The organism is Mucilaginibacter sp., from assembly GCF_028288225.1.
Classification (GTDB): Bacteria; Bacteroidota; Bacteroidia; order Sphingobacteriales; family Sphingobacteriaceae; genus Mucilaginibacter.
In genome coordinates this window covers 120,033-141,565 of the sequence record NZ_JAQBOC010000017.1, presented here as the reverse complement: position 1 = coordinate 141,565, position 21,533 = coordinate 120,033, and the positions used below count along the sequence as shown (strand labels likewise).

Sequence of the window (21,533 nt, the reverse complement as noted above, 5' to 3'; positions counted from 1 at the left end):
AAAATAATAAAATGAAACCCCTATTTTTATTAGCGCTTGTAAACATCATTTTATGTTTCAGCACAAAAGCATACATTGTTCAGAATGACAATACCGTAACTTTAGAACAATATGGAGCTGTTGGCGATGGCGTGCGGGATGATTCTAAAGCTTTACAAACTGCAATCAGCTCCGGCAAAACTATCCTGGTAAGTGATAAAACTTATGTTATAAATAATAACATTTATTTATATGGTAATGCCTCAATTGTAGGTAAAACCAAATCAGTATTTAAAATTAATAATGATCTGTCAAATGCCGATGGTAAAAAGTTTTGGTTTGCTATTGGGATAACAGGCAAGGCTGCTTCTGTAAGAACGTGGGGCGGAAAAATAACCAATATTACTTTCACGGGTTCGGAAAATGCAGTATTCAACTACTGTATTAATCTTTTTAATGCGGATGGAGGTACGATTAGTAATTGTGTATTTGACTGGAAAGGCCTAAGCTTGTCCGGAGTAAAAGGCGACCCCAGAGGCTTGTCAATTGAGTCTGTTAATAATGCAAGCTGGTGCCGTTCATCAAACGTTAAAAACATGGAGATTTTCCAAAATAAAGTTCTCCACAAAGAAGATGCGTCAGGATGTGAGGGTATTGGAATATCAAATGGATTTAATATTAAAATTCATGATAATTATGTGTATGGTGTAGCAGATGATGCAATTGCAGTACATAATACTGATGGGTTTGAAATAACCAATAATAAGTGTTACAGTACACAAGGTCGGATAATGATGGAAAACTCAAAAAATGGTGTTGTGAAAGATAACTATGTAGAACGCATACCCAGGCAGATTTCCGGCGGATTTAACGGCGGTGGGGCTTTGTGCATGGTTGAAATTGGATTGGCAAACAAAAATGCCTACAAGCCATCAAATATTCAAATTATTAACAATTATTTTAAATTGCCGGATGGTATTCCAAGCCCAACTTATATGCTAAGGGCTATGGCTGTAGATAATTGTGTTATTTCAGGCAATACGTTTGAATGTAATACTAAAAATGGCGTTAGTGCAATAGAAATTGGAATGGGAAATTTGCGATTAATAACAAATAATAAAAGAGCCGCTGGAATGAGCTCAACGCAGGTTAATGATTTTATTTCACCATCAAATGTTACAGTTACAAACAATACTTGTACAGGTTCACATGTTTTAGGAATATACGAAACAGGGCCTAAATCTAACTTTAAGGGTGTTTTTAAATATGAATCAAATAATGCAAAAGATTATAGGATAAACTCGGACGGCGCCATCTTTTCACACAATAAAGCCGGCAACATTAGTACAAATTCAAAAAAGCAATTATCATCAGGTAATTAATCTGATGTATTTTGTACCTTTGCGATACTCAACCTTCTTGTACTTATTTAATTATTATTGCGGAATATTAATTCGTAGTATAGTTAGTCTTATTTATGTTAAACTATAAAATTATTCTAAATCTTATTCCTATAAAAAAAGGCGGAGGACAACAGGTAGCAACAAATTTTATTAGCGTTTTGCATAAAGAAAGATGCTTTGGATATTCCTTCATGTTTTTGGTAACAAAAAATACCCATATTGAAGGCGTCCTTCAAAGTTTTGGATTTAAAAACATAATTAGTGTTGAAAATAGCATTACAGAAAGGCTGAAGTTTGAACACTTTAAATTAAATAAAATAGTTGAAAAGTTTAATGCCAATGTTGTTTTTACCATGTTTGGCCCAGGGCTCCCCAAGCTAAAAATCCCCGCTGTTGTTGGCTCTGCCTATTCAAATATTTTTTACCCGGAAATAGATTTCTGGAGTGAATATTCTTTAGTAAAAAGAATAAAATTAAAAATTATAGATCACTACAGGCTAAAAAGAACTTTAGATGCCAATGGAATAATTTTTGAAAACAGATCAATGCTCAACAGAGCAGTTAGATTATTTAATTATCCGGCTGACCAAACTGTTTTTATACCTCCTTCAATATCCCTCCAGGCAAAGGAATTAGCTCAATTAATAGATCAGCCTAATGTAGAACGGGTTAAGCCAGGCTTCAATATACTAATATTGAGTGGTTGGCATAAAAATAAGAATATTGAAAAAATTCCACTTATCTTAAATGAGTTAAAGCCCTATGGTGTTAAAGTGAATTTTATTTTAACGGTAAATGCAAATTTACCAGAATCAGCGGCTTTTTTAAAAGAAGCTCAAAAACTGGGTGTTGAAGATAATATTGTTTTTTACGGACAGGTTAAACCACAGGAAGTTAAGAGCTTATTTAATAAGGTTGATGCCTTAATGTTACTAAGTTTGTTAGAGAGCTTTTCAAACAATATTATTGAATGCTGGACCTTCAAAACTCCCTTGATTATTTCTGATCTGGAATGGGCACGGGAAATATGCAATGATGCTGCAATTTATGTACCAAGAGATGAACCTAAAATTATTGCTGAAAAAATATTTGACCTTATAGAAAATAAACAATGTTATAATGAAGTAGTTAAAAAAGGTGAAGCTGCGTTGGTCAATTATCCCACGCCTACGCAAAAAGTTAAATTGCAACTTGATTTTCTTTTAAATTTAGTGCCAAGTGAATAAAAGTATAAAAAACTTTCTGATTTGTTCATTTGAAATGCTTAGTGCTATGGTTTTTATTTTACCAAGGCATCAATTGTTTAATTTTATAAAATCAAACTTTTTAAGATTACTATCTTCAAAAATAGGTAAGAGCATAACTTATTACCCGGGAATAAAAATTAGCCCGGGCACTAATCTTACAATAGGCAACCATGTAGACTTGGCATGGGGAGTATTGATCACAACTTCCGGAGGCGTAGAAATAGGCGACCGCACTTTAGTAGGCTATAACACAATGATATTTTCAGCAAATCATGTAATACCTCCGGGCATTGAAAAGATATTCTATGCCGGTCATACTAAAAAGAAGGTAACAATAGCAAATGATGTTTGGATAGGTGCAGGCAGCATAATATTACCCGGAGTTAATATTGGTGAGGGCGCTATAATTGCTGCGGGAAGTGTTGTAACTAAAAATGTAGAACCATTTAGCATGGTAGGCGGTATACCAGCCAGGTTAATAAAAAATAGAGAATGAAACAAATTATACAATCATTTAAAACCGGCGAAACTATACTTGAAAATGTTCCTGCACCACAGGTAAGAAGAGGTACTGTTTTAATTCAAACCACAAGGTCACTGGTATCAATAGGTACTGAGCGTATGCTGGTTGAGTTTGGTAAATCAAACCTTATCTCAAAAGCAAGGCAGCAGCCGGATAAGGTTAAGCAAGTTTTAGATAAGATAAAAACGGATGGTTTGGTTCCAACCCTCGAGGCTGTTTTTAATAAGTTGGGTGAACCATTACCACTTGGATATTGTAATGTTGGCAAAGTAATTGCCGTTGGCGACGGTGTAAGTGAGTTTAAAGTAGGAGACCGGGTTGCTTCAAATGGCCAGCATGCAGAATTTGTATGCATACCAAAAAACCTGGTTTCGCAAATACCTAATGAGGTTAGTGATGATGAAGCGTCTTTTACTGTAATTGGTTCAATAGGGTTGCAGGGCATTCGTTTGCTTAATCCTACATTAGGTGAAACTGTTGTTGTAATTGGTCTGGGGCTTATTGGGTTATTAACGGCTCAGTTATTAATTGCAAATGGCTGCAAGGTGGTAGGCGTTGATATTGATGACGAAAAGCTGAGGCTAGGCGAATCATGGGGCATAATTCCGTTTAACCCTAAAAGTGGCGATAGTGTTAAATTTGTTGAATCGTTAACAAATGGCACTGGAGCTGATGGTGTTATTATCACAGCGTCTGCTAAAACTGATGAGATCATATCACAGGCCGCTAAAATGAGTAGAAAGCGTGGCCGTATTGTACTTATAGGTGTAATTGGATTAAATATTAGTCGCGCTGAATTTTACGAAAAGGAATTATCTTTCCAGGTATCCTGCTCATACGGGCCAGGCAGGTATGATGAAAATTATGAACAGCAGGGAAATGATTATCCTTTACCTTTTGTACGGTGGACAGAAAAACGAAATTTTGATGCCATATTACAAACTATAGCTTCGGGAAAACTGCAGGTTAAAGAAATGATAACCGAGCTTGTAGCAATTGAAGATTATAAAAGTATTTATAGCGAAATTGGTTCAAGAAAGTCCATTGCTTCAATATTAAAGTATCCGGAAGGAAATGATCAACTTCCAGCTGATACCATTGTATTAAAAGATGTCAATTTTAGTTCCTCAAAAGGGGTGATCGGGATTATCGGGGCCGGTAATTTTACAAAAATGACCATGCTGCCGGCGTTAAAAAGCAGTGATGCCAATTATAAATATATTGCAAGTGCAAGCGGCGTAAGCGGTACAGCATTAGCTCACAAATACAACTTTTCACATTCAACAACTAATTACCAGGAAATATTAAACGATGCTGATGTTGACCTGGTTTTAATTACAACACGTCATAATAAACATGCATCCATAACAGCCGAAGCTGTAATGGCGGGCAAACACGTTTTTGTAGAAAAGCCGCTGGCTTTAAATGAAACTGAACTTGTTCAGGTAATAGATTCTTATAACAAGCAACCTGAACCACGAACATTAACTGTTGGTTTTAACCGACGTTTTTCACCTCATGCCATAAAGGTTAAGGAAATTATTGGTAATGCCCCCGTGAATGTTATAGCTACAATGAATGCAGGATTTATCCCGGAAAGCGTATGGGTAAATGCTATGAATATTGGAGGGGGAAGAATAATTGGCGAAGCATGCCATTTTATAGACCTTATAACCTATTTTACTGGAAGTAATGTTACAGCCGTTTGCATGAATGCAATGGGTATAAATCCAGCAGAAAACACTGATAATGCCAGTATTTTACTCAAATATGAAAATGGTTCAACCGGGGTAATAAATTATTTTGCTAATGGATCAAAGGCTTATTCAAAAGAAAGGATAGAAGTTTATAGCCAGGAAAGAACTGTTATAATAGACAATTTCAGAGTAACAACAGGTTTTGGTTTTAAAGGATTCTCTAAATTGAAAACCAGTTTAGATAAGGGGCATAAAAATCAATTTCAACAATTAATAAAGGCTATTAAGAACGGTGGCCCGGCATTAATTCCTTTAAATGAAATTATAAACACAACCCGTGCTTCATTCGCAGCAATAGAAAGCCTTAAAACAAATAGTTGGGTAAACATTAAATAAACATTCGAAACTTTTTAAATGAATATAGCAATTATTGCAGGCGCCCGCCCCAATTTCATGAAAATAGCACCAATTATTGATGCTATGAAACAAAAGCAGTCTGAGGGGTATAATATTCAGTACCGGTTAATTCATACGGGTCAGCATTATGATAAAAAAATGTCTGGCAATTTCTTTGAGCAATTAGGTATCCCTGAACCCGATGCTAATCTTGAAGCAGGTGGAGGCACACAAGCTGAGCAAACTGCCGCTATTATGATTAGGTTTGAGAAGGAGCTGCTTGAAAATAAGGCCGACCTTGTATTGGTGGTAGGGGATGTTACTTCTACGATGGCATGCGCAATTACTGCTCAAAAATTACACGTTCCTGTGGCACATGTTGAAGCCGGGATTCGATCAGGAGATTGGTCAATGCCTGAAGAAATTAACAGATTGGTTACTGATAGCATTACTAATTATTTCTTCACCACATCTGATGACGCCAATAAGAATTTGCGAAGTGCAGGGATTGGTGACGAACGGATATTTTTTGTGGGCAACACAATGATTGATACGCTGCTAAAGCAAACACCATACCTTGTTAAACCCACAATATGGGAAGAGCTCAACTTAAAGGAAAAGGAATATATTGTAATGACCCTGCACAGACCCGCAAATGTCGACCAGGAAATGCATTTGAAAAACCTGATTGACGTTATTGTTTCTTCGGCAAAAGGGTTACCACTAATATTTCCAGTACACCCGCGTACAGCAAAAATGCTTCAAAACATAGGCGTTGCGAGCCCCAATTTACACCTTATTGATCCACTTGGGTATCTTGAATTTAATTACCTGGTAAAGTATTCAAAGGCGGTTATAACTGATTCCGGAGGTATTACAGAAGAAACTACGGTCATGGGGGTACCCTGTATGACTTTACGCAATAATACTGAGCGGCCGGAAACATGTTTTATTGGTACTAACGAACTTTTGGGTACTGATCCTGTTGCTATACCTCCTGCTTTTGAGCGATTATTTTCAGGAAACTGGAAAAAAGGAAGTATTCCTGAACTATGGGATGGTAAAACTTCCTTACGTATAGTTGATGCTATTATATCTGTTTTTTCTATCAAAAAAAATATAATCAGTGCTATTAAAAATTAAAAAAGTTAGCCGGATACTTAGTAACATGGGATGGAGATATGTCATCTTCAGATCGGGTTTTGAGTTCAAAAAACGAACGGGGCTTTTAAAGAAAAAATTCCCGTTAGATCCTGAATTTAAAAGCTTTTATACACTAAGCAACTGGAGAAATAATGCTCGGCCTTTCTTCTTCAACTCTAAAGAAGAACTTCAGTTTAAACTTCCGTTATCCAAACAATTAACTACTGATTATAAAAAAATATCTGAATTTGAATACATTTTCTTTTCAAGTTTGGAGTTTAAACTTGGTGATGATTTTGATTGGGTTACGAACCCTGAAACCGGCTTTAAATATAATGACAAATCCCATTGGATAGACATTAATGATTATTTAGAAGAAGCAGGGGATGTTAAATTTGTATGGGAGCCATCACGATTTTCAAACATATATACATTTATTCGGTATGAGCAATATTCAGGCATTGATTGCTCAAAGCAAATATTTGCCGAAATAGAAAATTGGATTGGTAAAAACGGTATTAACCGCGGCCCTAATTTTAAATGCAGTCAGGAAATATCGCTGCGGATACTCAATTGGACGTTTGCACTATATTATTACAGGAATTCCGTTAACCTTACTGATGATCTATTTGCAAAAATTCAACATTATATTTACTGGCAAATACATCATGTATATAACAATATAAATTTTTCAAGAATTGCAGTAAGAAATAATCACGCCATTACAGAAACTTTACTGCTATATATTTCAGGCACCTTATTTCCTGAATTTCCGGATGCTGCTAAGTGGAAAACAGATGGAAAGCGCTGGTTTGAAGAAGAGATTGCTTATCAAATTTATGACGATGGCACCTTTCTTCAGTTTTCAATGAATTACCACCGCGTGGTGATTCAACTTTTAACCTGGGCTATCCGCCTGGCTGATTTGAATGGTGACAACTTTAGTGAAGTAGTTTATGAAAGGGCAAAAAGAAGTTTGCTGTTTTTAACAAGCTGCATGGATAAGGATAGTGGCTGGTTGCCCAATTATGGCGCAAATGACGGTGCTTTATTCTTTAAATTGAATGACAACCATTACAGAGATTATCGACCTCAGCTGGAAGCTTTGAGCTATGCATTGGGTTTGAAATGGCAACATCGCAGCTTTGAAGATGCCAATTGGTATGGACTTAACCAACGCAACAACTCCGAAGAAATTAGTATTACTAATGGATACACTGCTTTTAATAAAGGAGGGTATTATGTTTTCAGACAGGAAAACTCATTAAGTTTTATCCGGTGCGGCAATCATCACGACCGTCCTTCGCAGGCGGATAATCTTCATTTAGATATTTGGTATAAAGGTATTAATATATTACATGATGCAGGCAGCTACAAGTACAATACTAACGAGGATACATTAAAATATTTTATGGGTACATGCTCCCATAATACAGTAATGCTTGATAATTACGACCAAATGGAAAAGGGGCCAAGATTTATATGGTACCAATGGTCGCAATGCGAAAATGTAAAAACAGAAGAGAGTGAGGATACATTTACGTTTGAAGGTACAATCAAGGCTTTTCAACATATAAATAAAAATATTACGCATACCCGTAAAGTAATTATTTATAAAAATAAACCTGTATGGGAAATAGAGGACACAATAAATGGGAAACCTGAAGGAATAATGTTAAATCAACTATGGCACACTTGTTATCCTGAATTACTTAATATTGATGCATTAGCAGATGGTAATAAAATCGTCCCCAATGTGCATCACGGCTTCCATTCTGTTTTTTATGGAAAAAAGGAGGTCTGCACGGAATTGGTATTATCAGTTTCAGGCAACAACATTAAAAACATCATCTCAATTAAAGAATGAAGATATTATTATTACATCAGTATTTCCTGGAGCAGGATGACCCCGGAGGCTCCCGGTTTAATGAGCTAACTGCACAGTGGACAGATCAGGGAAATGAGGTTACTGTTATAGCGGGCATGATGCATTATAATGGAAACGAAAAAAGATCTGAATATAAAGGTAAGTGGTTTAAAGAAAATCAGCAGGGAAAGGTTTTAGTTTGGCGTACCCATGTTTCTGAAAGCTATAATGCTGGTTTTTTGGGACGTTTATGGGGATATTTTTCGTTTGTTTTCTCCGCTTTTTGGGCTGGACTGTTTAAGGTAAAAGGCAAATATGACATTATATTGGTTACATCGCCCCCCCTTTTTATTGGCATAACGGGCTACCTGCTTTCAAGAATAAAGAGAGTACCATTTGTATTTGAAATAAGAGATCTTTGGCCTGAATCTGCCATTGATACGGGGGTAGTAACAAATAAATTTATTATCAGACTTGCGTATACTCTCGAGGCATTTATCTATAAAAGAGCAAAAAAAATAAATGTATTAACGCCAGCATTCAGGAAAACGCTCATTGAAAAGAAAAATGTTTCTCCAGAAAAAATTATATTTATTCCAAATGCAGCCGATTTTAGCTTGTCTGATCATTTGCTCGAGACTTTTGATATAGATTCATTCAGGAAAGTACACGGATGGAATGGGAAATTTGTAATAACTTATGTGGGGGCGCACGGTGTTGCTAATCATCTTGAGCAAGTACTTGAAACCGGTAATCTATTACGGGATACAAATGTGTTATTTGTTTTAATAGGGCAGGGGATGCAGAAAGATCATCTAAAGAATTTAGCCCTTCAAATGAAGCTAAATAATGTAGCGTTCTTAGATCCTGTAGCCAAGGCCGAAGTATTTAAATATATTTTCGCGTCAGACATGGGTACATCTGTACTTAAAAATGTCGAGACCTTTAAAACCGTGTATTCAAATAAAACATTTGATTATATGGCATGCAAAAAGCCTATTTTAATGGCTATAGACGGTGTATCAAGAGAATTAGTTGAGGAGGCAGGTGCGGGCATATTTGTTGAGCCGGAAAACCCGGAAGATTTTGCAAAGAAGGTAAGATTGTATTTGGATAACCCTGAAAGAATGCGGCTTGAAGGTGAGGCGGGTTATTTATATGCAAAACAAAATTTTGATAGAAAAAATTTAGCCAATAAGTATATTGATTACCTGCAATTATTTAAAAACTGAGCATGTTAACTAATATTTATAAATTTTTTTTTAAGCCATTATTTGATATAACTGTTAGTTTGATAAGCTTTATCATATTGTTGCCCATTTTTTTATTGGTAATTATATTACTATTAATTTTTAATGATGGTAACGTGTTTTTTTTCCAGGCAAGGCCAGGCAGGCATTGTAGGATTTTTAAAATAATAAAATTTAAAACAATGAATGATCGCCGTGACAGTGCCGGCGAGTTGTTATCTGATGCTGAGAGGCTTACTGGTCTGGGTAAATTTATACGTAAAACCTCTTTGGATGAAATACCGCAATTACTCAATGTAATTAAAGGCGATATGAGTTTAGTAGGTCCAAGGCCATTACTAATAGAATATCTTCCGCTATACAATATTGTCCAGCAAAAAAGGCATGAGGTACGCCCGGGAATAACAGGGTGGGCACAGGTTAATGGCCGCAACGCAATTAGTTGGAAGCAAAAATTTGAGTATGATGTTTGGTATGTAACTAATATATCTTTTTTATTAGATATTAAAATATTGTTTTTAACTGTAAAGAAAATATTTAAATCGGAAGGGATTAGTTCGTCAACATCGGCAACTATGGAGAAATTTGCAGGTTGATAATATATAACTTTTACGTTGTACCTGATTATGATAAGTTTATAGGAAAATTATTGATAATTAATAATATAAAATGTAAAGAAGCCCTAAAGATGAAATGTATTTAGCCTCAAGGTTTCTAAATTACCAACTAATATTATAGTCAATTAATATATAGTTATTCCATTGATATATAATAAGAAAAATTATTATCAAAAAAACAAATAAACAGTTTAACTTTGCTAAAGCTATTCATCCAAATTCAATAATTTCTCAATGCAGTGCAATTGGCCAGCGAAACATGGTAATGCCTGGAGGGATTATTAATGCAAAATATAATTAATGGTGTACATGCAATTGTAAATTCATATGCAGTAATTAAAGATTATTGCATATTTGTTAATTTTACCCGTACATCACCTAATACCTTACTTTGTGGAAATTTAACAATAAGTGAAGGCACGCATAAGTACCTTTAATGGTTAGAATACAACGTATAAAGGCAGGTAAAAGCATATAATTTTGGACGAAGCGGCAATAATAAAAACATTCCTGACTATACTGTTATAGCAGGTTATCCTGATAAATTATTAAATACAATCAACCTAACAGTAAAATATGAATCCAAAAATATGGCTTTCCAGTCCTCACATGGGTCAACAGGAATTCTCCTTTGTAAAGGAAGCTTTTGATACCAATTGGATAGCCCCTCTAGGACCTCACGTTAATGGGTTTGAAAATGACCTTGAATTATTTACAGGTTCAAAATATGCCGCTGCTTTAAGCTCCGGGACAGCGGCATTACATCTTGCTTTGATTATGCTTGGCATCGCAAATGGAGATGAGGTGATTTGCCAAAGTCTTACTTTTTCGGCATCGGCAAATCCAATTGCTTATTTAGGCGCTATTCCTATATTCATTGATAGCGAATCTGAAACATGGAATATGTGTCCGGATTTATTGGAAACAGCTATTAAGGATCGTATAATAAAAGGTAAAAAACCAAAGGCGATTATTGCAGTTCACATTTACGGGATGCCCGCTAAAATTGAAGAGATTATTGCAATTGGTGAAAAATATGAAATACCGGTTATTGAAGATGCTGCTGAAGCATTAGGATCATCGGTGAACGGGAAGGCAGTAGGTACTTTTGGACTAATGGGTATACTGTCATTCAATGGAAATAAGATCATTACAACCAGTGGCGGTGGGGCACTAATTTCTGACGATGAAAAATTTATTAGTCAGTCAAGATTTTTGGCTACCCAGGCGAGGGATGCTGCAGTGCATTACCAGCATTCACAAATTGGATATAATTATAGAATGAGCAATGTATGTGCTGCTATCGGCTGTGGACAAATGCAGGTATTACCTGAACGAGTTAAACAAAGAAGAAAAGTTTATGAATATTACTTAAAAAATCTTTCCGGAATAGCAGGTATTGATTTTTTATATGAACCTGATCACTATTTTAGTAACCGGTGGCTGACTGCAATATTAGTCGACCCGTCCAAAGGTAAGGGTGTAAACAGGGAAACACTTAGATTGTCTCTTGAAAAAGAAAACATTGAATCGCGCCCGCTATGGAAGCCAATGCATCTACAGCCTGTTTTTCAAAATTATCCATCATATACTAATGGTGTAAGCGAACCGCTTTTCAGTAAAGGCTTATGTCTTCCATCGGGTTCAAACCTTAAGGATGAAGATTTAAAAAGAGTAGTAGATACCATAAAACAACATTTTTAGCCTGTTTTATATTTTTCTTTGTTTGTAACATTGAAAGCTTTTTACTTTTTTTATTTTGGCAGGCCTTTGCACGAAATCAGTTAATAATAAATTTGAGTTCTTATTTTAATACGGGTTTTATTGATTGTATTATTATTTGTATATTATGTTGTATTAAGCCTTGGTGTAGTGATTAATATGCTGTAGATTAATGATATAATAATTTCACAGAAGTAGGTTGGGGTTTTTTATAAAAATATAATCTTACTTTTACTTCAACTAAAAAAGTAGTCTTATGAAGAAATATTTGCTATTTAATAAAGTGGTGCCACGATGGGTGATAGTAATATTAGATTTTTTTATCGTTGCTGCATCCTTTTCTACTTCATATTTCATTGTCTACCGCTTTGAGTTTATAAATATTTTAAGAGGTTACTTTTTTATTTACACAGATCTATATTGTGTAATTTCATTGGCTGTAATGTATATAATGCGTATACATACGGGCCTTATCCGTTATTCAAATACAAAAGATGTATTGCGGATATTCAGTGCTGTATTTTTATGTACTTTAATATATTTGTTAGTAATAAATTTGTGGTTTTTACCACGCTGGCCTATTAGTACAGTTACTATCAATATGGTAATGCTGGTTAATTTTTCTGTATCCAGCACTTTATTAATTTTATTGCGAACAGCAGCTAAAAGCGCTTATTATTATATTAATAATTACTCAAATGCAACAAAAACCGTTGTGCTTATTTATGGCTCTGATCCCAGCGCTGTTCTTGTAAAGCAGGCTTTGGAAAGCAGCGTGAAAACTAATTTTTCAGTAATAGGATTTGTTGACGATAATCCCAACAAAATTAATAAAGAAATTCAGCAGCTTAAAGTATATGATATTGATAAGCTTGACAAGCTAATAGAAAAGCGCAAGGTTGACAGGCTTATAATTATGAATCATCATCTTGATGAAGAAGCTAAGAAAATAGCCCTGGAAAAATGTCTTGCTTTAGGAATTCAGGTGCTTACTGTACCACCGTCAGATCAATGGATATATGGAAAACTAAACCTTCAACAAATTAAAGATTTAAAAATTGAGGATTTATTGCAACGGAAGCCCATTCAAATTGATACCACAAGAATTTCTGAAGATCTGCAAGGCCGGCGGGTATTGATAACAGGAGCAGCAGGTTCAATAGGATCTGAAATTGTGCAACAGGTTTTAACCTATAATCCTTCTATGGTTATTTTGTGCGATCAGGCTGAATCACCATTGCATGAGCTACGCCTACTGGTAGAAGAAAGCTTCCCGGATGTGCCTATAAAAATCTTTATAGCCGATGTAAGAAATTACGTCAGAATGCATAAACTGTTTATTGATTATAGCCCTGAGGTAGTGTTTCATGCGGCAGCTTATAAACATGTACCAATGATGGAAGAGAACCCTACAGAAGCGGTACTAACCAATGTATTGGGCACTAAATATGTAGCTGATCTTTCGGTTGCTTTTGGGGTTGATAAATTTGTAATGATCTCTACTGATAAAGCAGTTAACCCATCAAATGTAATGGGTACAACCAAGCGAATTGCTGAAATTTATATTCAATCGCTTAAAAAGGACCCCGGTAATAATGGAGCCACGCGCTTTATTACTACCAGATTTGGTAATGTATTAGGCTCCAATGGCTCAGTAATACCAAGGTTTAAGGCCCAGATTCAAAAAGGTGGCCCAATAACCGTAACTCATCCTGAAATTACCCGTTATTTTATGACCATACCCGAAGCTGTACATTTAGTTTTGGAAGCCGGTACAATGGGAACCGGTGGTGAAATATTTATTTTTGATATGGGTGAGCCTGTTAAAATTACAGACCTGGCATTGAAGATGATAAAACTGGCCGGTTTACAGCCTGATAGAGATATTAAAATTGTTTACTCCGGTTTAAGACCAGGTGAAAAACTATATGAAGAACTGCTGAATGATGGGGAAAATACAATGCCAACCTACCACGAAAAAATTAAAATCTCGCAGGTAATAGATTATTCTTATGAGCAGGTACATAATGATATTGGCGAACTACTTGCACTAAATAAACAAAATGACGTACTTGGTGTGGTAAATAAAATGAAAGAAATGGTTCCTGAGTTTATCAGTAAGAATTCACAATATGAAGAACTTGATAATAAGGATGTTTTTTTTGTATAAACATTGTTGACGGGCTTTTACTTAGCCCGGCAGAGAAATTCAGTATTTCATTTAAAATAATTCCATGGCTTCTTAACAATCATTCTATTGTTAAATAAAATAGCTGCTACAGCTTGTAGATGATTATGTTATTTTATGGCGTTGCAACAGTAATCGGGAAAATATTATTGGCCCAATGTCCAATCCTTATAGTTTCGTTTGTTATCTGTGTAATTCATATATTTATTAACAGTTAAAATCGAAACAAAATGGACGAATTTATTTTGATCTTCAGGCATGAAGATGGCTCAAAGGTAGCGTCGCCTGAACAATTGCAAATTTGGATGAAACAAACTATGGACTGGATAGGTGGTATTGCTTCACAAAATAAATTTAGCGGTGGCAACGGGTTGGCTTTTGATGACGCAAGAGTTGTACACCATAATAACATGGTTACTAATGGGCCATTTGGTGAAATTAAGGAGACAATTGGCGGGTACATTATTGTTAAAGCAAGTTCTGCTGACGAGGCTGTTGAATTTGCAAAAGGGAGCCCTATATTACAGGGAGAAGGCAATACCATAGAAGTACGTAAAATTGCTAAAAGAGACGGCCTTCATTAAAAAATATAAAGTCTCTGTAAGCTATATTTTTATAGCGACTTTTTTATTTATGAAACAGCAAGAGTTAATACCTCATTTATTCAGATCAGAGTACCGCAAAATTGTTGCTGTACTTTGTAGGCGTTTTGGTTTTGATCAAATTGAAACGGCTGAAGACATTACCAGTGATACTTTTGTTACAGCCGCGCAAACCTGGCCACTGAGAGGTATTCCGCAAAATCCGGTTGCGTGGTTGTACAATGTGGCAAAAAATAAATCAAAAAATTTTTTGCAGCGCGAATTAACCTTTGAAAACAAGGTAATGGTAAAAGTAAAAGAAAACTCATCCGAGCCGCATGAATTTGAAATTGACCTGTCCCCGCAAAATATTAACGATAGCCAATTGCAAATGATGTTCGCAATTTGTCATCCTTTAATTCCTCCGGAAGCGCAAATTGGATTGTCGCTTCGTATTTTATGCGGTTTTGGAATTGACGAGATAGCGGAAGCTTTCCTTGTAAATAAAGAAACCGTAAATAAACGATTGTATAGGGCAAGGGAAAAACTGAGGGAAGAAAAAATAAGGATTGAACTTCCCACCCAACCGGAAATCGACGAAAGGCTGGAAACAGTTTTAACAACAATTTACCTGTTATTTAGCGAAGGGTATTACTCTGTAAGTAAAAATCAAACAATCCGTAGAGAATTGTGCCTGGAAGCTTTGAGATTGTGCTATATTCTTATAGAAAATAAAAGCACCAATAAACCCCAGGTAAATGCATTGCTTTCACTTATGTGCTTTCATACCTCACGGTTTGATGCACGTATAAACGAAAATGGAGAGCTTATTTTATACGATGAACAGGACTCCAACCTCTGGAATTCAGATTTAATAGCTAAGGGCGGCTATTTTTTAAATTGTGCGACTATCGGTGATAAACTTTCAAAATACCATTTGGAAGCCGCAATAGCTTACTGGAATACTCAACAGGCAGACACAAAAGAAAAATGGGAAAATATCCTGCAACTTTATAATCGCTTGCTGCAAATAGAATATTCGCCAATAGCGGCGCTAAACAGAACATATGCACTTTCAAAAGCAAATGGGAAGAAGGAGGCTATTATTGCAGCAGAAAAGCTGAAACTTGTGGACAATCATTTTTATTTTGCGCTGCTTGGTGAGCTTTATACAGGCGTTGATAATAAAAAAGCAAAGGAAAATTTTGAAAAAGCACTTTTCATCGCAAAGACACACCCGGACAAACAATCAATCCAAAATAAAATTGATAAATTATCATAAACTGCTTACCGTAGGTAAAATTCTTAACATTTATACCTCCTCATAAAATAAAAAACTAACTTCATTTTCTGTTATTCATAATTTGAGTATATGAAATGGAATAGTAATTTATTGGATCGTTTGCAATGGTCAGATACAATAATAAACCAGGAAGCAAAGCAAAAGGTTGCCCAACAAATTTCAGACAAGGTAAAAGCAGGCGATATTATTGGCGCCGGCTCCGGTTCAACAGTTTACATGGCTTTGTTTGCTATCGCAAAAAGAATTAAAGAAGAAGGTTTACCTGTACAAGTTATTCCGGCATCGCTTGAAATAGCTATGACCTGTGAAAATTTACAGATCCCTGTAACCAGTTTGTTAACCGACAGGCCTAATTGGTGTTTTGACGGTGCGGATGAGGTTGACCAGGATAATAGTTTAATTAAGGGCAGGGGTGGGGCTTTATTTAAAGAAAAATTGCTGATCCGATCAGGATCTAAAACCTATATTCTTGTTGATGAAACAAAACTGGTTAATAAGCTGGGAACTAATTTTCCGGTGCCTGTTGAAATTTACCCGGGCTCTCTTACCTATGTGGAGTCGGCATTAAAAGAAATGAATATAATAGACATTGCATTACGTTTAGCAAAAGGGAAAGACGGGCCGGTTATAACCGAAAATGGTAATTTTTTATTGGATGTAAAATTTGAAGGTATTGAGCCTGATTATGAGCAACAGATAAAATCAATTACCGGAGTAATAGAAAGCGGACTTTTTATTAATTATGATGTGGAAGTTTTGGTCGCTAAATAATTTGCAACTTTGTTTCTATAAATCCCTATATTAGTGTCTGTAATTTGATAAATTAATGGGTGCGGGTTGAAGTGATTGTGTTCCACATTCATTTATTTCGTATAACTTGATTTATATTAATTACATGGCAATTACTACAAAATAATCTTATATTATTAATTCAGCAGCACTAACTTAATAATATGCCCCTAATGAAAAATTTTATATTCTATACTTTAGTTATCCTTGGACTAATTTGCGCTATTTGTATAGCATTTATTATTATTCATTGGTCAGTTACTACTACTGTATAAGATTTATAAAAAACTTCTAAAAAATTTCACTCCAAGATATTTGTACTGGATATTTATCCAATTGAAGCTAACCTGTTGACTTAAAGGGAGTATAAATTTACCCGGGATTATTATTCAATATCTTTCAAGAAAGAACTTTATATGCACAATCAGTTAAATATAAAAATGATTAAAATTTATTTGCAACAGTAAGTTTAAAGCTTACCTTTGCAGACCCTTTCGGGATGTAGCGTAGCCCGGTATCGCGCCACATTTGGGATGTGGAGGCCGCAGGTTCGAATCCTGCCATCCCGACTTAAAGCGATACCAAGTTAAAACCCTCTTCAATGTGACTTGAAGAGGGTTTTTAGTTAATAATTATTTGCCACGGGATTACCTATAACCACAATGATCTTCCTGGTTTTTCAGCCGAACTGAATAAGATCTGCTTGCTTCGTAACTGTCCGTCACGGGGCATTGGCTTATTTGTCAGGCAATTCGTAGATTTATTGATTAGAACATTAATGTAAAATGGAGCGTATTTTTCGTAGTGGCTTCTGACCGATTGTGCTATTGCCCCAGTGAAAAAGTGAATTGATATCGCGGGTATACTAATTAACCAGTTATAATATCTTATGGATTTAAAAGTGATAAAAACCGGGTTGGTGGAGATTCGCGCTTTCCGTATATTATTTCTCCATGAAAATAATTTTCAATTTATTTATAACAAGTGTCATGATTATGGCTGGGCAGATCCTTACCTGTTCACTATAGATGGTGTAAAAGCCGGCTATGGAGCGGTGTGGGGTGCAAATAAAAGGGAAGACAGAGATGCCGTTTTTGAATTTTATTTAATTCCGCCATTTAGGAAATTTTCAAATATTGTTTTTCGGGAGTTTCTTTCCGTTTCTCAAGCCGCTTTGATAGAATGTCAAAGCAACGATTTGCTTTTAACTTCAATGCTTTACGAATATGCAAATAATATACAAGCTGAAGCAATATTGTTTGAAGACCATTATCAAACACATTTAAATATTCCGGAAATGACTTTTTAGAAGCAAACTCAAGAACAAAGCTCAAAACATGATATAGGCGGATATGTGCTGGAACAAAATGGTGAAGTTGTTGCAAGTGGCGGATTTATGCTGAACTATAACCCGCCATACGCTGATATTTACATGGAAGTAAAAGAAAGCTTACGTCAAAAAGGGTATGGCAGCTTAATCACCCAGGAACTAAAGAAAGAGATCTATAAAATGGGCAGGGTACCTGCTGCCCGCTGTAGTATCCACAACTTAGCCTCAAAGGCAACCTTATTAAAGGCAGGCTTCAGCATTTGCGGGTTCATACTCAAAGGAAACCTTAATCAATAAGTCAATCTGCATTATCAAACTCTCTTATGCGCGGGCTTTTAATTTCACTTTTGCCAAGCCTATATGAAAATGATAACCTGAAATTTTGATTTTGATAGCGAAAAATTTGTAATTGATGAAAGGATCCTGTCGTAATTTCCTCGTCGATATAGCTGTAGGGAGTCAGGAATGCGTCCATTTTTAAACTTAGATTGAAACGTTCATTTTCTGACTTTTTGCTGATCGTCATACTGTAATACTTCCAGCCCTCGCGGTATCCCTGCAAGCTCAAATTTCTTGCATCAAAAAAGCCATAAAAATAAACACTGTAGCCTTTTGGTAATTTATAAGTGCCATTTAAAACCAATTCGCGCATAAAACCTTTATTGGTAATGCTTAAAGCCGGGCTTTTTAACCAAACATATTGACCAGTAAACGTTGCTCCTAAATTAAAGGCTGATGTTGGTTTCCAGTTAATTGTTGCAGACAGGCCTAACCGCTGATTTTGTCCCGTATTTTTCCATGTACTTTCAAAAACGCCGCCAGGCAAAGGAGTGCGGATATTTTCTATTGTATTCCGGTTGTCATTGAAAAATATAGATATATCTTTAAATAATTGGGGTGCATTAACAGTATAGCTAAGCTGGTAGCTATTGGTGATCTCCGGTTTCAAATATGGATTTCCAAAATTGAGTGTCAGAGAGTCACTTTTATTAACAGTTGGGTTTAGATAAGAAATATAAGGGCGGACTATTTTCATAGTATAACCTAATTTCAGGCTGCTTTCCTCATTAATGATTCTATTAATCAGGATTTGAGGAACCAGGTTATCAAACGATGGGACACCAAGCGGGCCGTCCTTAAAAACGGCATTCAGCTTTGTTCTTTCGTAACGGGCTCCGGCTGTGAGCCCCCATTTTTTTAACTTTAGGCTAAGGTTATTGTATACTGCATAAATACTGCTTTTGTAAGAAAAACCGTTAGACCGGGAAGTATCTTTAACGTAATTATCATTTTGGAAATTATACACGTCAAACCGGCTTTCACTTTGTAATTTTTTTTCTGCTATCTTAATTCCAGTTTCCCATTTCCAACGGTCATCAAAGGATTTGGAATAATCCCCCTGGATAATAAAATCATGATTTGAGCTGCTATTGCTGAAGTTTTCCCGGTAATCAATTATTTCATTATGTAGTCGGGCAAGGTTGTAACCTGTGGTGCTTTTTGGTAACAAGTAGATCCCTAATAACGAAAATTCGCTATGCCCGTTTTTTGAAGCTCCTGTATATCCAACATTGAAAGTGTTTCCTTTATTGTTGTTTGGAGTTCGTGTATTACTTTGGAATGAAGGTGTAAGTATTCCATTTTCCACTTCATAATTACTTGAAGTACCGGTAGTAGCTTCATCAGATGGACGCATCCGGTATCCTATATTGAATGTATTTAAAGAATCCAGGCTATAAAAAATATTAGCTCCTCCAAAAAAATAATGCCCTGATTGTTTTGTTTCGTTTTTCTGAACAAGGTGTAAGCTCTCTGTTTCGCGCTGCAGCATAGATCCGTTCCTGTTCTGGTAATGTTGATAAAACGCATCAGCATTAAAGATCCATTTACCATTTTTGCTATGGATATCGCCCATCAGGCTTTTACTCCGGTTCCCTAAGTCACCACCTACATTGCCATTGGTGATATTGGTTTTAATTTTCCGGGTGATGACATTCACAACAGCATCTGTTCCTTCAGCATCGTATTTGGCTGATGGATGTGTTATTACTTCCACTTTTACAATATTTTCTCCCCTTATCATTTTCAGCGCATCTGCCGGCGATGAAGCATACGCTTCAGAGGGCTTACTATCAATGAGCACCCTCACATTTGAGCTTCCGCGGATGGAGAGCCCACCATTGGGATCAACAGCCACCATTGGCACATTTCTAAGCACATCGGCAGCATCTGAACCAGCAATTGACGGTAGACTTTCTACGTTAAATGTAATACCGTCAGCCCGTTGTTCAATTAATGGTTTTCGACCACGAATGGTGACTGTTTTAAGGTTTATTTGTTCAGGTACAACCCATATCGTGCCAAAATCTAATACAGTATCCTGGTTATTTAACGCCAGCGGTTTGGTTTGTAAAGCCTGGTAACCCATCATACTAAACCTGATATAATATATGCCTGCCGTAAGGTTTTGTATTTCAAACCTGCCTATACTGTCGGCGAGCATTCCTTTTATGTGTTTATTGTTCTTGTAAAGGGAAACACTTGCAAAAGGCACAGCCTTCCCCGTCATTGAATTAGAAATGCTGCCTTTTACACTGCTATTGTTATTTAGATCCTGTGCATGTGAAGTGGAAAGAAAAACACACAAGGTCATCATTAAAAAACAATACTTCATGTCGTTTCGGTTCAAAATATTTGGTTTCAGAGTCAAGCACAATAATATTCCCTGCGTTTTCCAATAAAGCTTTTGGCTTTTACTTCAATGGATAGTCTGGAATATTTTTTCCCAGGTAAATATTTCGCGACCCCTTGAACATATTACCTACATCAATAAGTTTTACTATGCCACTGCCACCCCTGTTTGGAAGATTCTTTCGTTTTTCCTCAGTTAGCAGCGAGTCATCAGAAAATACAAATTCATCAATATAATATTCATTGATGCCGGGTTCTTTTATAATGGCATGAATATGAGCCGGTATATTACCACCCGGATACGGAGCAGGACGAAGGCTGCCAAATTTGTATGCGCCTTTCTCATCTGTGCGTACCCAGCCGCGGAGATAGCCATGGCGCCTTGCCCAGCCTTTTTCATTTCCTTTTTTTGGATAGTGACCGGTTTCATCGGTGTGGTACAGGTATAATACAACGCCGGGGGCTGGGGTTTTGCCATCAGCCTTATAAACAATCCCATTAATACCCAATGGTTTTTTTCCATCCCAGGTAGTGCCCGGTAATAGCGTAAAGGGTTTCAGATCCTCAAAAGGAACAGGGCTTTCATAAATGGCTTCACAGCCTTCGCAGGGACCGCCGACCTTTTTACTTTGAGCTAAACTGCCGGTAGTAATAAATATAAGCGCTAATAAAATAAATGCATGGTTTTTCATAATAAGCTCCTTTATTTTGATTCAGAAACAAACAAACTATTTAGTTTAATTACTTCAAAAATTAGTAGATAAACTACAGAAATAGTAGAGATATAAATATTTCTATTCCTTATTT

General features: G+C 36.0%; 17 protein-coding genes and 1 tRNA gene. 16 read left to right on the top strand and 2 right to left on the bottom strand.

What is annotated here, in order from left to right; translation table 11 throughout:
* Positions 1 to 11 precede the first annotated feature (11 nt).
* From JWQ54_RS05040 to JWQ54_RS04965, 16 genes are all read left to right on the top strand, one after another.
* A complete protein-coding gene (locus JWQ54_RS05040; protein WP_299581155.1) occupies positions 12 to 1,361 on the top strand; it encodes a glycosyl hydrolase family 28-related protein in 1,350 nt (449 codons plus the stop codon).
* 95 nt (positions 1,362 to 1,456) lie between these two features.
* Complete coding sequence (locus JWQ54_RS05035) at positions 1,457 to 2,608, top strand: glycosyltransferase (RefSeq protein ID WP_299581152.1); 1,152 nt, start codon at positions 1,457 to 1,459, stop codon at positions 2,606 to 2,608.
* Positions 2,601 to 3,125, top strand: a complete 525-nt coding sequence (locus JWQ54_RS05030) for a DapH/DapD/GlmU-related protein (RefSeq protein WP_299581149.1) — start codon at positions 2,601 to 2,603, stop codon at positions 3,123 to 3,125. Before JWQ54_RS05035 ends, JWQ54_RS05030 begins: the two co-directional genes overlap by 8 nt.
* Positions 3,122 to 5,245 carry a bi-domain-containing oxidoreductase gene (locus tag JWQ54_RS05025; RefSeq protein ID WP_299581146.1) on the top strand — a complete coding sequence of 708 codons (2,124 nt, stop codon included), beginning with the start codon at positions 3,122 to 3,124 and terminating at the stop codon, positions 5,243 to 5,245. Before JWQ54_RS05030 ends, JWQ54_RS05025 begins: the two co-directional genes overlap by 4 nt.
* A gap of 18 nt (positions 5,246 to 5,263) precedes the next feature.
* The gene (gene wecB / locus JWQ54_RS05020) at positions 5,264 to 6,388 is read left to right on the top strand and encodes a non-hydrolyzing UDP-N-acetylglucosamine 2-epimerase (RefSeq protein ID WP_299581144.1); all 1,125 of its coding nucleotides are present in this window, start codon (positions 5,264 to 5,266) and stop codon (positions 6,386 to 6,388) included.
* 25 nt (positions 6,389 to 6,413) lie between these two features.
* Positions 6,414 to 8,255 carry an alginate lyase family protein gene (locus JWQ54_RS05015; RefSeq protein WP_299581141.1) on the top strand — a complete coding sequence of 614 codons (1,842 nt, stop codon included), beginning with the start codon at positions 6,414 to 6,416 and terminating at the stop codon, positions 8,253 to 8,255.
* Positions 8,252 to 9,487 (top strand): glycosyltransferase family 4 protein, encoded by a 1,236-nt coding sequence (locus JWQ54_RS05010; protein ID WP_299581138.1) that lies wholly within the window; start codon positions 8,252 to 8,254, stop codon positions 9,485 to 9,487. Before JWQ54_RS05015 ends, JWQ54_RS05010 begins: the two co-directional genes overlap by 4 nt.
* Positions 9,488 to 9,489: 2 nt before the next feature.
* Positions 9,490 to 10,101, top strand: a complete 612-nt coding sequence (locus JWQ54_RS05005) for a sugar transferase (protein ID WP_299581135.1) — start codon at positions 9,490 to 9,492, stop codon at positions 10,099 to 10,101.
* Positions 10,102 to 10,698: 597 nt separating this feature from the next.
* Entirely contained in the window at positions 10,699 to 11,826 is a 1,128-nt protein-coding gene (locus JWQ54_RS05000) for an aminotransferase class I/II-fold pyridoxal phosphate-dependent enzyme (protein WP_299581132.1), read from the top strand.
* Between the two features lie 274 nt (positions 11,827 to 12,100).
* Complete coding sequence (locus tag JWQ54_RS04995; RefSeq protein WP_299581129.1) at positions 12,101 to 14,014, top strand: nucleoside-diphosphate sugar epimerase/dehydratase; 1,914 nt, start codon at positions 12,101 to 12,103, stop codon at positions 14,012 to 14,014.
* A gap of 248 nt (positions 14,015 to 14,262) precedes the next feature.
* Complete coding sequence (locus JWQ54_RS04990) at positions 14,263 to 14,616, top strand: YciI family protein (protein WP_299581126.1); 354 nt, start codon at positions 14,263 to 14,265, stop codon at positions 14,614 to 14,616.
* Positions 14,617 to 14,665: 49 nt separating this feature from the next.
* On the top strand, positions 14,666 to 15,895 hold the full coding sequence (locus JWQ54_RS04985; protein WP_299581123.1) for a sigma-70 family RNA polymerase sigma factor: 1,230 nt from the start codon (positions 14,666 to 14,668) through the stop codon (positions 15,893 to 15,895).
* Between the two features lie 90 nt (positions 15,896 to 15,985).
* Positions 15,986 to 16,687, top strand: coding sequence for a ribose 5-phosphate isomerase A (gene rpiA, locus JWQ54_RS04980; RefSeq protein ID WP_299581120.1), 702 nt, complete (start codon positions 15,986 to 15,988; stop codon positions 16,685 to 16,687).
* 513 nt (positions 16,688 to 17,200) lie between these two features.
* Positions 17,201 to 17,274, top strand: a tRNA-Pro gene (locus JWQ54_RS04975).
* A gap of 320 nt (positions 17,275 to 17,594) precedes the next feature.
* Positions 17,595 to 18,014 carry a hypothetical protein gene (locus JWQ54_RS04970; protein WP_299581117.1) on the top strand — a complete coding sequence of 140 codons (420 nt, stop codon included), beginning with the start codon at positions 17,595 to 17,597 and terminating at the stop codon, positions 18,012 to 18,014.
* A 33-nt stretch (positions 18,015 to 18,047) separates the two neighbouring features.
* Positions 18,048 to 18,332, top strand: a complete 285-nt coding sequence (locus tag JWQ54_RS04965) for a GNAT family protein (RefSeq protein WP_299581405.1) — start codon at positions 18,048 to 18,050, stop codon at positions 18,330 to 18,332.
* 1 nt (position 18,333) lies between these two features.
* Here JWQ54_RS04965 and JWQ54_RS04960 read toward each other — a convergent pair whose 3' ends face one another.
* Entirely contained in the window at positions 18,334 to 20,709 is a 2,376-nt protein-coding gene (locus JWQ54_RS04960) for a TonB-dependent receptor (RefSeq protein WP_299581114.1), read from the bottom strand.
* 79 nt (positions 20,710 to 20,788) lie between these two features.
* On the bottom strand, positions 20,789 to 21,418 hold the full coding sequence (locus JWQ54_RS04955) for an intradiol ring-cleavage dioxygenase (RefSeq protein WP_299581111.1): 630 nt from the start codon (positions 21,416 to 21,418) through the stop codon (positions 20,789 to 20,791).
* Positions 21,419 to 21,533: the final 115 nt, after the last annotated feature.